This is a genomic window from Streptomyces sp. NPDC058457 (assembly GCF_042720695.1).
Lineage (GTDB): Bacteria > Actinomycetota > Actinomycetes > Streptomycetales > Streptomycetaceae > Streptomyces.
In genome coordinates this window covers 126,662-138,989 of record NZ_JBHXLU010000006.1, presented here as the reverse complement: position 1 = coordinate 138,989, position 12,328 = coordinate 126,662, and the positions used below count along the sequence as shown (strand labels likewise).

The window sequence follows — 12,328 nt, the reverse complement described above, 5'->3', positions numbered from 1 at the left end:
TCGAGCGGAAAGGTCTGGTGGTTGTAAAGAACCTTGACAGTTAATTGGTCTAGTCCAAATATGGGCGTCCATGAGACGCACTCGTGCCCTGCACGCCCTGCCCGCAACCGTCCTGTCCGCCGCGCTCGTTGCCCTCGGTGCCGGCGCCGCACACGCGGCCCCCGCCGCCGCCCCGCACGCGGCTCAGCACTCCGCGAAGCCGATGCCCGCCCACGTCGCGGCGCCCTACTTCGAGGCCTGGACCGGCGAGAGCCCCGCCGCGCTCGCCGCCGAGTCCGGCAACAAGTACCTCACCCTGGCCTTCCTCCAGACCCCGAACGCGGGCTCCTGCACCGCCGACTGGAACGGCGACGCCACCCAGCCCATCGGCCCCGGGACCTTCGGCGCCGACATAGCAGCCCTCCAGGCCCGCGGCGGCAACGCCATCCCCTCCTTCGGCGGCTACAGCGCCGACACCACCGGCACCGAACTCGCCGACAGCTGCACCGACGTGGACGCCATCGCCGGCGTCTACGAGAAGCTCGTCACGACCTACGGCATCAGCCGCATCGACCTCGACATCGAGGCGGACTCCCTCGCGAACACGGCCGGTATCGACCGCCGCAACAAGGCGGTCGCCAAGGCCGAGCGCTGGGCCGAACGCACCGGCCGCCCGCTCCAGTTCTCCTACACCCTGCCGACGACCACCAAGGGCCTGGAGACCAACGGACTGGCCGTCCTGCAGAACGCCGTCGCCAACCACGCGCGCGTGGACGTCGTGAACATCATGACCTTCGACTACTACGACGGCGTCGCCCACGACATGGCCACCGACACCAGGACCGCGGCCGAGGGCCTGCACACCCAGCTCCAGGCCCTGTACCCGCACAAGAGCGCCAGGCATCTGTGGGGCAAGGTCGGCGTCACCGAGATGCCCGGCATCGACGACTTCGGCCCCGCGGAGACCTTCACCACCCAGAACGCCGCGACGGTCGAGCGCTGGGCCGCCGCCCGGGGCATCGACACCCTCTCCTTCTGGGCCCTCCAACGCGACAACGGCGACTGCGTCGGCACCGGCGGCGCCAACGCCTGCTCCGGAATCGCCCAGGACCCCTGGTACTTCAGCCACACCTTCGCGCCGTTCGCCGGCAGGCGGTCGTAACCCGTGGCCGGGTTAGGGTGCGCTCGTGGAACGGATCCTGGTGGTGGGTGTCACCGGCGCGGGCAAGTCCACGCTCGCCCGGACCCTGAGCGGCCGACTGGGCCTGCCCTACCACGAGATGGACGCGCTGTACTTCGACGGTCCCGGCTGGGCGGTCAACAGCAGGCTGACCGAGGACGTGTCCAGGCTCGTGGGCGAGCGGCGCTGGATCATCGACTCCATCGGATCTCCCGAAGTCCGTGACCTGTTGTGGGACCGGGCCGACACCGTGATCTGGCTGGACTATCCCAGACGCGTGGTCATGCCCCGCGTGCTGCGCCGGTCCCTGCGGCGCACCGTCACGCGCGAGTCCCTCTTCGGCGGCAACAGGGAGACCTGGACGGGCTGGCTGAGCCGGGAACACCCGGCCTGGTGGGCCTGGTCGCAGCACGGGACCCGCCGACGCGAGGTCGGGAGCCGTACCAGCGATCCGCGCTTCGCCCCGCTCGACACCCTCCGCTTCGGCCACCCGGACGACACGGCGGCCTGGCTGGCATCCCTCTGACCCGGCGGGTCAGGGCGTCCACACCCTGTGGACGCCCTGACCGCACCACATCGGCGGAGCCCGCCGTCAGGGCGATACGACCGTCCCGCCGAAGGTGACGTTCAGCTTGCCGGAGGAGGCGAAGGACCAGCCGAGGGTGCCCGAGTAGGAGGCGCACCGGGAGCCGTTGGCGCCCGTCCAGAACTGGTTGGAGCTGTCGGCGTCACCGACCGTCTTGTCGTTGGAGCCGCTGACGGCGAACCGGCACGAGGTGTCGGTCCGGAACACCGAAGTGCCCTTGTCGAAGGAGAAGTTGCGCTCGGCGTTGTCGATGCCCACGTTGTTCGAGACGGTCATCGTGCCGGGGTTGCTGTTGTAGGTGAACCCGTGGTGCCCGTTGCCGTAGGCGATGTTGTGCCGCACCACGTGGTTGACGGCGATGTCGTCGCCGCCGAGCTTGTAGCCGTTGCGGTCGCCGTCCCCGCTCTGACTGCCGTCGCTCAGCGTGCCGTTGCCGTAGGAGAGCGAGTACTCGATGGTGACCGGCCCGATCGCTCCGGTGTCCGTCTTCGTGTACAGGTCCCAGCCGTCGTCGATGTTGTGGTGCGAGACGTCGTACCGGAAGACGTTCTCGGTGCCGGTGGTCAGCTTCGCCGCGAATCCGTCCGCGTCCTCGCCGTCACTGTCGGCGTTGTCGTGCGACTCGGAGCTGACGACGAGGTTGCCGGCGGGCCACCGGCTGCTGGGCGTGCTGGAGGAGATCCGGCCGAGCTGGAGCCCGGTGTCGCGGTTGTACGCGGTCACGGCCCGCTCGATGACGTTGTTGCTGCCGCCGACGTAGATGCCGTTGTCGCCCGCGTGCTCGACCGTGAGGCCGTACAGGTGCCAGTAGTTCGCGAAGAGCTGGATGCCCCGGTTCGACGAACTCTCGCTCTGTGCGGAGAAGTCGAGGACCGGGGTCTCGCCCGGGTAGGCGGAGAGGGTGGTGAGCGCGGCGGCGGTGCCGTCGGATCCGGCCGGGATGGTCACGGTGGCGGAGTAGGCGTACGTCCCGCCGCGCAGGTAGATCGTGCCGCCCGCGGCGATCCGGCTGATCGCCGAGGTGAGCGTGGTCGGCGCCGACTGGGTGCCGGCCGCGCCGTCGGTGCCGCCGGGCGACACGTACAGCACGCTGGACGCGGCCTGCGCGGGGCTTCCGGAGAGTGCGACGAGCGTGCCGGCGAGCAGGCCGACGGCCGCGATGACTGGTCTCACGTGCATCGTTCGTCTCCGTTCGTCTCCATCGGGGACCTTGCGGAAAGCGCTTTCTCTGCGAAGCTAGGGGGGTGCTGTGGACGCGTCAAGAGTCAGGTATGTAATCGCAGTTCATGAGTGTGATCGCCGGGGGTATATCGGAGACTGATCGCCGGTTATTTCGATGGTGATCGGAATAGCTGGCTGTGGCACGCCGGTTGTCCGGGGTATGGACGAGATCCCTCGCAAGATCGACCTGGGTGCCGTCGGTGTGTGGCGCCACGACAAGACGGAGCCAGGCCTCGCCGCCGAGCTGGAACGCCTCGGCTACGGCACGCTGTGGCTCGGCGGTGTGGCCGACCCGGACCTGGCCGTGGCCGAGCAGCTGCTCGATGCCACCGAGACCCTGGTCGTCGCCACCGGCATCGTGAACATCTGGTCCCACCCGGCCGACCGGATCGCCCGCTCGTACCGGCGCATCGCCGAACGCCACGCGGACCGCTTCCTGCTGGGCATCGGCGCGGGCCACCCGGAGGCCACGAAGGAGTTCGTACGGCCCTACGAGGCCCTCAACGACTACCTGGACGTCCTCGACGCCGGCGGTGTCCCGGTCGCCCGCCGGGCGCTGGCGGCCCTCGGCCCCCGCGTCCTGCGCCTGGCCGGCGACCGCACGGCGGCCGCGCACCCCTACCTCGTCACCCCCGAGCACACCCGCGGGGCCCGCGACCTCCTCGGCACCGGCCCCCTCCTCGCCCCCGAACAGAAGGTGGTCCTGGAGACGGACCCCGCCAAGGCCCGCGCGATCGGCGACGCCACGCTCGGCTTCTACCTCGGCCTGACCAACTACGTCGGCAACCTGCGCCGCCTCGGCTTCGACGACACCGACTTCGCGGACGGCGGCAGCGACCGCCTCTTCGACGCGCTGATCGTGCACGGCGACACGGCCCGGGTGGCGAAGGGCGTCCGGGCCCATCTGGACGCGGGCGCCGACCATGTGGCACTGCAGGTGCTGCACCCCGACGGCACCGACCCGCTGCCGGCCTACCGGGCGCTGGCGGGGGCGTTGGGGCTGGCGCGCGAGTAGCCCCGGGGTTCAGGGACCCGACGAGGTTCAGGGACCCGACGACGTTCGGTGGTCCAACGACGTTCGGTGGTCCAAAGCTCGGAGATTCAAAGACCGGTGAGCAGGGCGTCGAGCGGTGCGGGTACGCGGTCGGGGTCCAGGGCCTCGACGAGTACCCGGCCGTAGTGGATCTTGCGGCCCGAAGTCGTACCGAGAAAGCGGCGCAACTGCTGCTGCTCGGTACGGCCCCGCTGAGCGGGCTGGTTCAGGAAGGTGCGCAGGGCGCGGTGGTCGCCCTCGGCGCGGACGAGTTCGGCGACGCGGGGCGGGCCGAGGGCGCGGATCAGCTCGTCCTCCAGGTCGGCCGCGCAGACGAAGAAGCCGTGCTCCGCGGCGCCGGCCCGCTCCAGGCCGCGGGTGTAGTAGGGGCGTTCGCGTTCGTCGCAGAGCCCGGTCAGGCGCAGGCCGAGGCCGGTCGGCCCGAGGAGGCGGGCGAACCGGCCGACGTTCATCGCCCCGCCCATCGACAGCACACAGACCCCTTCGGCCGCCGGGTCCCGGCCGCGCCGGGCGGCCAGCGCGTCGACGGCCGCGAGGTCGCTGGGGCCTTCGAGCAGCACGGCGACCCGCACCCCGAGCCGCTCGGCGAGTTCCCGCGCGGGTGCCTCGGGCCCGCCGCCGGCCCATGCGCGGACGGCCTCCCGGAAGGCCGCCATGTCCGGCGCACGGGGCGCGACGTCGACGTTCGCCGGGTCGGCCGCGTCGGCCGCGTCGGGCGTGGGCACGGCGTTCGCTGGGCGGGCCGTGTCCGCCGTGGGCATCGCGTCCGCAGGGCCGACCGCGCGCGCCGTAGGCATCGGGTCCGCCCCGTCCGCCGTGTTTGCTGCGTTCGTCCCGTCTTCCGGGTGCGCCGCATCGTCTGCCTGCGCCGCGTCTTCCGCGTGCGTCGCGTCTTCTGCCTGCGTCGCATCGTCCGCGTGCGCCGGGTCCGGCGTGTCCGTCATGGGGACGAGTCTCCGCCCGGGTCCGGCGGCGGTGCCACGGAATATCCGTGGTGCCGCCGCGCTCGGAGCGGGCCCGGCGGCTCAGACGATGCGGGCTCCGGTGCCGCCGACGTGGACGCGCGGGTCGCCCGCGCGCAGGGTCACCGTGAGTTCGCCGGGGCGGCCCAGGTCCTCGCCCTGGTGCAGGGTGAGGACGGCGTCCTCGGGGACCAGGCCGAGCTCACGGGCGTACGCGCCGAACGCGGCGGCCGCGGCGCCGGTCGCCGGGTCCTCGACGACACCGCCGACGGGGAACGGGTCACGGACGTGGAAGACGGTCGCCGACTCCCGCCACACCAGCTGGACCGTGGTCAGGTCCAGACGGTGCATCAGCGCTTCGAGGCGCGCGAAGTCGTACGCGAGGTCCGCGAGGCGGGCGCGGCTCGCCGCCGCGAGCACGAGATGGCGGGCACCGGCGAACGCGATCCGGGGCGGGAAGGCCGGGTCGAGATCGGCGGCCGGCCAGTCGAGCGCGGCGAGCGCCTCCGCGAGGTCGGCGTCGGGGATCTCCTCGGTGTGCGGCTCGACGCTGGTGAGCGTGGCCCGGACCGCCCCGCCCTCCTCGGTCACCGCCACCGGCACCGTGCCCGCGCGGGTGGCGAACACCAGCTCCCCGGGGCCGGTCCGCTCGGCGAGCGCGACGGCGGTCGCGATGGTGGCGTGCCCGCAGAACGGCACCTCGGCCTTGGGGCTGAAGTAGCGGATGGTGTAAGCCCGTCCGTCCTGGCCGCCGAGGCCCGCCGGGGGCGCGGTCAGGAACGCCGACTCCGAGTAGCCGAGTTCGGCGGCGATGGCGAGCATGTCGCCGTCGTCCAGACCGGTGGCGTCCAGCACGACGCCGGCGGGGTTGCCGCCCTCGGCGGAGCTGGAGAAGGCGGTGTAGCGCAGGACCTCGGGCCGTGCCGCGTTCGTCGTCATGGTCACGGCAACGTGGGGCGGACCGGCGGCTATTCCTGGGCGGTGCGGGACTCCCGGTGTTGGGTGGCGGTGATGCCGGCGAGGACGAGATCGATGCCGGCGAGGAACTGCTCGCGGTCGTCGTGCCCGCGCACCTGGTCCGCGACGGCCCGGGTGAACGGGTACTCGTCGGGGTCGAGTTCCTCCCACGCCGTCGACACGGTGTCGAGGAACCGGGTGCGGTCCACGCCGGGCGGGAGGGCGCGGGCGCTCGCGCTGTTCACGGCGTTCTGGCCGGCGGCGCCGAGGACGTAGTGCACCAGCGCCGAGGTCACCGTGAACCAGCTGCTCTCGGGCACGTCGAGGGCGCGGACCCGCTGACCGACGCTCTCGAAGATCCGTGGCGTCACCGTCCCCCAGGGGCTGCGGGCGAGCTGCGTGGCGAGCTGCGTCGCGAGCCACGGGTGCCGGTCGACCGCGTCGAACAGCCCGAGCGCGACGGTCCGGATCCCGTCCTGCGGTGAGGCCGGGGGCTCGGGCTCCTCCGGCGCCGACGACGGCAGGGCTTCGGCGGCGGGAGCCCTGACGGCCACGGCGGCGGCGACGACCGCGTCGGTGGCGGCGGCGAGCAGCTCGTCCTTGTTCGCCACGTGCCAGTAGATCGCCCCGGGCCCGGTGGCGAGGCGTTCGGTCAGTGCCCGGAACGTCAGCCCGCTCTCGCCGGCCGTGTCGAGCAGTTCGACGGCCGCCTCGACGATGCGCTCGCGGGAGAGCGCCTCTGTGCGCCGCTGTGACCGGCGTGTGCGCGTTGCCATGGCGCCATCTTGACATGGCTGGAGCGTCGTTCCAACATGGAACGGAATTCCATTATGGAATTTCGTTCCAGAAGGTTGGCCCTCAGGAGGCCGACCCCTTCCCCGGGGAGTCACCATGCGTACACCCGTCACGATCATCGGTGCCGGACTCGGCGGCCTCACGCTCGCCCGCGTCCTGCATGTCCACGGCATCCCGGCCACCGTCTACGAGGCGGAGGCCTCCGCGACGGCACGCGCACAGGGCGGGATGCTCGACATCCACGAGCACAACGGCCAGCCGGCGCTCCGGGAGGCGGGCCTGTACGAGGAGTTCCGCGCCCTCGTGCTGGAGGGGCGCGAGGCGACCCGGGTCCTCGCCGCCGACGGGACCGTCCTCTTCGAGGAGGCCGACGACGGCACAGGGGGCCGCCCCGAGATACTGCGCGGTGAGCTGCGCAGGATCCTGCTCGAATCGCTTCCGCCCGGCACCGTCCGGTGGGGCCGCAAGGTCAGCGGCGTCCGCGCCCTCGGCGCCCCCGGCGAGGGCCGCCACGAGGTGACGTTCGCCGACGGCACCGCCGTCACCACGGGCCTGCTGGTCGGTGCGGACGGCGCGTGGTCACGGGTCCGCCCGCTGCTCTCCGACGCCACACCCGAGTACTCCGGTATCTCATTCGTCGAGAACTACCTGTTCGACGCCGACACCCGGCACCCGGCCGCCGCGAAGGCGGTCGGCGGCGGGGCGATGTGCGCGCTCGCGCCGGGAAAGGGGATCCAGGCCCACCGGGAGAGCGGCGACACCCTCCACACCTACGTGGCGCTGCGCAGGTCGCAGGAGTGGTTCGCCGACCTCACCGACCTCGCCGACCTCACCGATCCCGCCGCGGCTGCCGCGGCCGCCACGCGGATCGCGGCGGAGTTCGACGGCTGGGCACCCGAGCTCACCGCTCTGATCACCGACGCCGACACCGCGCCGGTCCTGCGTCCGCTGCACACCCTGCCCGCCGAGCACCGGTGGGACCGGGTGCCGGGGGTGACCCTGCTCGGCGACGCGGCCCATCTCATGATCCCGAGCGGCGAAGGCGCCAACCTGGCCATGTACGACGGTGCCGAACTCGGCAAGGCGCTCGCCACGCACGCCGACGACACCGAGGCCGCGCTCGCCGCGTACGAGCAGGCCATGTTCCGGCGCAGCGCCGCGGAGGCCGCCGACGCCGCCGACCTCCACGAGCGCATGTTCGGCGACGACTCCCCCCACGGCCTGATCGCCATGTTCTCCGGAGCCGGAGCCGGAGCCGGAGCCGAACAGACCGCGTGACCGCCTGGGCGTCCGAGGTTCCGAGGTCAGCCCGCGCCTGCGCCCGCGTCCGCGCCTTCGCCCCGTACGAAGACCGGCTTGAGGCGCTCCTCCGGGAGGGCTTCGGGGATGTGGGCGCGGACGTTGTCGCGGGTGATGCGGAGGGTGACGCCGGTGAGGTACATGTCGAGGATCGCACCGGCGATCGCACCGTCGGCCACGCCGGTGCCGTCCGGCGGTGGGGTTGCCGCAGACCCCGCGCCCACCCGTCATGTTCGGCGGGTCACGTCGTGCGGCGCAGCCCGGTGACGAGCAGGCCGACCAGGCGGCGGGCGTCGTAGCGGGGGTCGTGCTCCGCGCCGATGCACAGGTTGCCGACCCCGCGCATCAGCTCGTACGCCGTCAGGTGGGCGTGGATCTCGCCGGCCTCGGTCGCCGCGTCGAGCAGCTGGGTGCAGGCGGGGACGAGGCGGTCCAGGAAGTAGGTGTGGAGGGTGTCGAAGCCCGCCTGGTCGGAGTGCAGGGCGGCGGCGAGGCCGTGCTTGGTGGCCAGGAAGTCCACGAAGAGGTCGATCCACTCGCGCAGCGCGTCGTACGGGGTCGGCGCGGTGGTCAGCAGTGTCGGGCCGGCCTCGGCGCAGGCGTCCACCTGGTGCCGGTAGACCGCGATGATCAGGTCGGCACGGGTCGGGAAGTGCCGGTAGATCGTCGCCGTGCCGACACCCGCCCGGGCCGCGATGTCGCGTACCGGTGCCTCCACGCCCGACGCGACGAACGCCGCCGCGGCCGCCTCCAGCAGCGTCACCTCGTTGCGCCGGGCGTCCGCCCGCCGGGGCCGGGCCGTGGCCGTCTGTTCCTCGACGGTCTGCCGGGACCGGGCCTCGACCGTCCGCCGTGGCCGGGTCGGCCGCTCCTCATCCTTCATCGTTGCGCTCCCTCCGCCGTCACCCTATCGGGGCGTTGCTAAACGGGACAGCGTTCCGTATCGTCGAAGACATGAAACGGGACATGGTTCCGTTTGGCTTTTGGCTCACCTGCCTTTCTTGTCTTTCTGTCATATGAGGAGACCCAGTCATGCAGTACCGCACCTTGGGCCGAACCGGCGTGCAGGTCAGCGCGCTCGGACTCGGCGCGATGAACTTCGGGGCGATCGGGCGTACCACCCAGGAGGAGGCGACCGCGATCGTCGACGCCGCCCTGGACGCCGGGATCAATCTGATCGACACCGCCGACATGTACGGGCAGGGCGAGTCGGAGGAGATGGTCGGCAAGGCGATCGCCGGTCGTCGCGACGACATCGTGCTGGCCACGAAGGCGGGTATGCCGATGGGGGACGAGCGCAACCACCGGGGCGGTTCGCGGCGGTGGCTGGTCACCGAGCTGGAGAACAGCCTGCGGCGGCTCGGCGTCGACCACGTCGATCTCTACCAGATACACCGCTGGGACCCGGCCACGAGCGATGAGGAGACCCTCTCGGCGCTGACCGATCTGCAACGCGCCGGGAAGATCCGCCACCTCGGCTCCTCGACCTACCCGGCGTACCGGATCGTGCAGGGCCAGTGGGCCGCCCGCGAGCATCACCTGAGCCGGTACGTCACCGAACAGCCCAGCTATTCCCTCCTCCAGCGGGGCGTCGAGTCCCATGTCCTGCCCGTGACCGAGGAGTACGGGATGGGCGTGCTGGTGTGGAGCCCGCTGGCCTCCGGCTGGCTGTCCGGCGCCGTGCGCAGGGGCAGGTCCATCACCACCAGCCGCGCCGGTCTGCTGCCCGACCGCTTCGACCTCACCCTGCCGGCCAACCAGGCCCGGCTCGACGCGGTGGAGCGGCTGGCCGCGGTCGCCGACGGGGCCGGGCTGACCCTGATCCAGCTCGCCCTCGGCTTCGTGACCGCGCACCCCGCCGTGACCACCGCACTCATAGGCCCCCGCACCCCGGAGCACCTGCGCTCCCAGCTCGCCGCCGCCGACACCGTGCTCTCCGCCGACGTCCTGGACGCGATCGACGCGATCGTCGCCCCCGGCACCGACCTGGCCGCACACGAGAAGTACGACACCCCGCCCGCCCTGCTCGACCCGGCCCTGCGCCGCCGCGGCTGACACACTCAAGGCGGGTCGGTCTAGTCCCGGCCCCGGTCACCCTCCTTCGCTTCACCGAAGCGTGCGATCGCCGCCAGGGTCGCCCGCCGCAGCGTGGGACTGCCGGTGTGGCCCGAGTCGTCGATCACCTTCAGTTCCGCGTCCGGCCAGACCTTCGCCAGCTCCCACGCGGTCTTCAGCGGGCTGCCGATGTCCAGCCGGCCATGGATCAGCACCCCCGGAATACCGGCCAACCGATGGGCGTCCCGCAGCAGTTGACCGTCCTCCAGCCAGGCGTCATGGGCGAAGTAGTGCGCGCAGATGCGGACGAAGGCCATCAGGGAGTCGTCGGGCCGGTCGCTGTAGGCGCCGGGACTGCCCAGCACCTCGTGGGCGATGACGGCGTCCTCCCAGGTACACCAGGCACGGGCCGCGGCGACCCGCACGGCGGCGTCCGGACTGTTCAGCAGCCTGTTGTAGGCGGCGACGAGACTGCCGTCGCGGTCGGCGGGCGGCAGGGCGTCGCGGAAGGCCTCCCAGGGGCCGGGCAGCAGGCGGCCCACGCCGTGATAGAGCCAGTCGGTCTCCTCGGGGCGGGTCATGGTGACGCCGACGATGACGATCTCGGAGACCCGCTCCGGGTGGCGTTCGGCGTAGGCGAGGATCAGCGTCGAGCCCCAGGAGCCGCCGTACAGGAGCCAGCGGTCGATGCCGAGGTGCTCGCGCAGCCGTTCCATGTCGGCGATCAGATGGTCGGTGGTGTTGTGCGCGAGGCCGACCGACGGGTCGGATGCGTGCGGCCGGCTCTCGCCGCAGCCGCGCTGGTCGAAGAGGACGACCCGGTAGACCTCGGGGTCGAACAGCCGACGGGTCCAGCGGCGCCCCCCGCTGCCCGGGCCGCCGTGCACACACAGGGCCGCCTTGCCCTCGGGGTTGCCGCTGGTCTCCCAGTAGATCCGCTGGCCGTCCCCGACACCGAGCAGACCATGGGCGTACGGCTCGACCGGCGGGAACTTCTCGGTCATGAGGCTCTGCTCGGTCATGAGGCTCTGCTCGGACAAGGGGGTCTGCTCGGGCATGAGGTTCTCCTCGGACAACGGGCTCTCCTCGGGCATGGGGCGTTGCTCGGGCATGCGGCTCTCCCTCCGGAAGGGGACAGGAACAGCCGTACATCTTCGCCGAGTTGACCGAGGAGGGGGCCGTGAAGGCCCGGGGCCGCGCCGGCCCGGGCCTTCACCGGGGGTGTCACGGGGGTGTCAGGAGAAGAGGAGGCGCCAGGTCAGCGGGCCGGGGGTGCCGTCGGCGTCGCCGCGGAGTTCCTTGCGGGACTTCTGGAAGTCCCGCACGTTCAGCCGGTCGGCGTCGCCCCAGGTCCGGCTCGGGCCGACCTTGTAGTGGTCGCCGAAGCCGCGCTTGACCAGCTGCTTGCCGAGCTTGAGGACGTAGGAGTTCGAGGCCCCGGCCACGAAGTACTTGCGGCCCGGGAAGGCGGGGATCTTCGGCTTGGTGGTGGTCTTCGGCTCCGAGTCGTCGTCGTCCACGTCCAGGTCGGCCTTCGCGTACTTGATGATCCGGGCGAAGTCGATGGCACCGGGGTCGCCGTGGACGTTCTCGGGGACGTGCGTGTGCCCGCACACACCCCTGAAGTCCGTCCACTGCGCGCCCGTCATCCGCTGGCCCGCGCCGTCGCCGTACGACGTGGGGTAGGCGGGCCAGGACTTCGGGCCGGACAGCGCGACGCCGTGCTGCTCGTGCATCCAGGCCAGGAAACCGGCGACCCCCTTCAGGGCCCAGTCCGGCGCGTCCGGCCAGTAGACGTGGGCGTGGCCGGCGGACGTCCAATTGGCGTGGGTCTTCGGGTCGCAGGTGCCGGTCAGTTCGATCTGGCACACGTTCATGGTGTTGGTCTCGACACCGCCCTTCAGATTGACCAGTGCCCGGGAGGAGGTCTCTATGTCGAAGTGCTGGTACCACTTCAGTTTCTTGGCGGCGAGGTCGGGCACCGCCGTCAGATTGGGGGCGGTGGCGCCGCCGTCGTAGGTGGGCAGGGTGTAGCCCTCCGTGGTGTGCAGGACGACGACGTTGACCTCCATCGGGTCGCCGCCGAAGTCGTCCTGGTACCAGTTGGCGCGGCTGGCCCCGGGGTAGCGCTGGGGTCCCGTCTTCGTGCTCATCACGACTCCTGAGGTGAGTGTGTTGCCGGGGATCTGCTGATCCGCCGGAGAGAGGAGAGCTGTGGAGGGGGGTGGCAGGGGTGGCAG

The 12,328-nt window shown here is 71.8% G+C and carries 12 protein-coding genes and 1 pseudogene; 5 read left to right on the top strand and 8 right to left on the bottom strand.

Annotation, left to right across the window (positions count from 1 at the left end):
• Positions 1-70: 70 nt before the first annotated feature.
• Positions 71-1,129: pseudogene (locus ACFWPS_RS07595) on the top strand (chitinase); the annotation flags it as partial.
• Positions 1,130-1,166: 37 nt separating this feature from the next.
• Entirely contained in the window at positions 1,167-1,685 is a 519-nt protein-coding gene (locus ACFWPS_RS07590) for an adenylate kinase (protein ID WP_383702090.1), read from the top strand.
• Positions 1,686-1,751: 66 nt separating this feature from the next.
• Here the strand turns inward: ACFWPS_RS07590 and ACFWPS_RS07585 are convergent, their stop codons facing one another.
• Entirely contained in the window at positions 1,752-2,924 is a 1,173-nt protein-coding gene (locus tag ACFWPS_RS07585; RefSeq protein ID WP_383702088.1) for a right-handed parallel beta-helix repeat-containing protein, read from the bottom strand.
• A 202-nt stretch (positions 2,925-3,126) separates the two neighbouring features.
• On the opposite strand from ACFWPS_RS07585, the gene ACFWPS_RS07580 reads away from it, so the two are divergent.
• Positions 3,127-3,981, top strand: coding sequence for an LLM class F420-dependent oxidoreductase (locus ACFWPS_RS07580; protein ID WP_383702086.1), 855 nt, complete (start codon positions 3,127-3,129; stop codon positions 3,979-3,981).
• A gap of 86 nt (positions 3,982-4,067) precedes the next feature.
• Here ACFWPS_RS07580 and ACFWPS_RS07575 read toward each other — a convergent pair whose 3' ends face one another.
• The 3 genes from ACFWPS_RS07575 to ACFWPS_RS07565 form a co-directional block, all read right to left on the bottom strand.
• Positions 4,068-4,676, bottom strand: a complete 609-nt coding sequence (locus tag ACFWPS_RS07575; RefSeq protein ID WP_383702236.1) for a TOPRIM nucleotidyl transferase/hydrolase domain-containing protein — start codon at positions 4,674-4,676, stop codon at positions 4,068-4,070.
• A 369-nt stretch (positions 4,677-5,045) separates the two neighbouring features.
• On the bottom strand, positions 5,046-5,921 hold the full coding sequence (locus ACFWPS_RS07570) for a PhzF family phenazine biosynthesis protein (protein ID WP_383702234.1): 876 nt from the start codon (positions 5,919-5,921) through the stop codon (positions 5,046-5,048).
• Between the two features lie 29 nt (positions 5,922-5,950).
• Positions 5,951-6,715, bottom strand: a complete 765-nt coding sequence (locus ACFWPS_RS07565) for a TetR/AcrR family transcriptional regulator (RefSeq protein WP_383702083.1) — start codon at positions 6,713-6,715, stop codon at positions 5,951-5,953.
• A gap of 115 nt (positions 6,716-6,830) precedes the next feature.
• Here ACFWPS_RS07565 and ACFWPS_RS07560 point away from each other — a divergent pair, with 115 nt between their 5' ends.
• The gene (locus tag ACFWPS_RS07560) at positions 6,831-8,012 is read left to right on the top strand and encodes an FAD-dependent oxidoreductase (RefSeq protein WP_383702080.1); all 1,182 of its coding nucleotides are present in this window, start codon (positions 6,831-6,833) and stop codon (positions 8,010-8,012) included.
• A gap of 26 nt (positions 8,013-8,038) precedes the next feature.
• Here ACFWPS_RS07560 and ACFWPS_RS07555 read toward each other — a convergent pair whose 3' ends face one another.
• Complete coding sequence (locus ACFWPS_RS07555; protein ID WP_383702246.1) at positions 8,039-8,212, bottom strand: hypothetical protein; 174 nt, start codon at positions 8,210-8,212, stop codon at positions 8,039-8,041.
• A gap of 62 nt (positions 8,213-8,274) precedes the next feature.
• Positions 8,275-8,916: a TetR/AcrR family transcriptional regulator gene (locus ACFWPS_RS07550; RefSeq protein ID WP_383702078.1), complete on the bottom strand. Its 642-nt coding sequence runs from the start codon at positions 8,914-8,916 to the stop codon at positions 8,275-8,277.
• 149 nt (positions 8,917-9,065) lie between these two features.
• Between ACFWPS_RS07550 and ACFWPS_RS07545 the strand changes: the two genes are divergently transcribed.
• Complete coding sequence (locus ACFWPS_RS07545; protein WP_383702076.1) at positions 9,066-10,088, top strand: aldo/keto reductase; 1,023 nt, start codon at positions 9,066-9,068, stop codon at positions 10,086-10,088.
• Positions 10,089-10,108: 20 nt separating this feature from the next.
• Here the strand turns inward: ACFWPS_RS07545 and pip are convergent, their stop codons facing one another.
• Together pip and ACFWPS_RS07535 are read right to left on the bottom strand one after the other, a co-directional pair.
• Complete coding sequence (gene pip, locus ACFWPS_RS07540) at positions 10,109-11,092, bottom strand: prolyl aminopeptidase (RefSeq protein WP_383702232.1); 984 nt, start codon at positions 11,090-11,092, stop codon at positions 10,109-10,111.
• Positions 11,093-11,323: 231 nt separating this feature from the next.
• Positions 11,324-12,241: a peptidoglycan-binding protein gene (locus ACFWPS_RS07535; protein ID WP_383702074.1), complete on the bottom strand. Its 918-nt coding sequence runs from the start codon at positions 12,239-12,241 to the stop codon at positions 11,324-11,326.
• Positions 12,242-12,328: the final 87 nt, after the last annotated feature.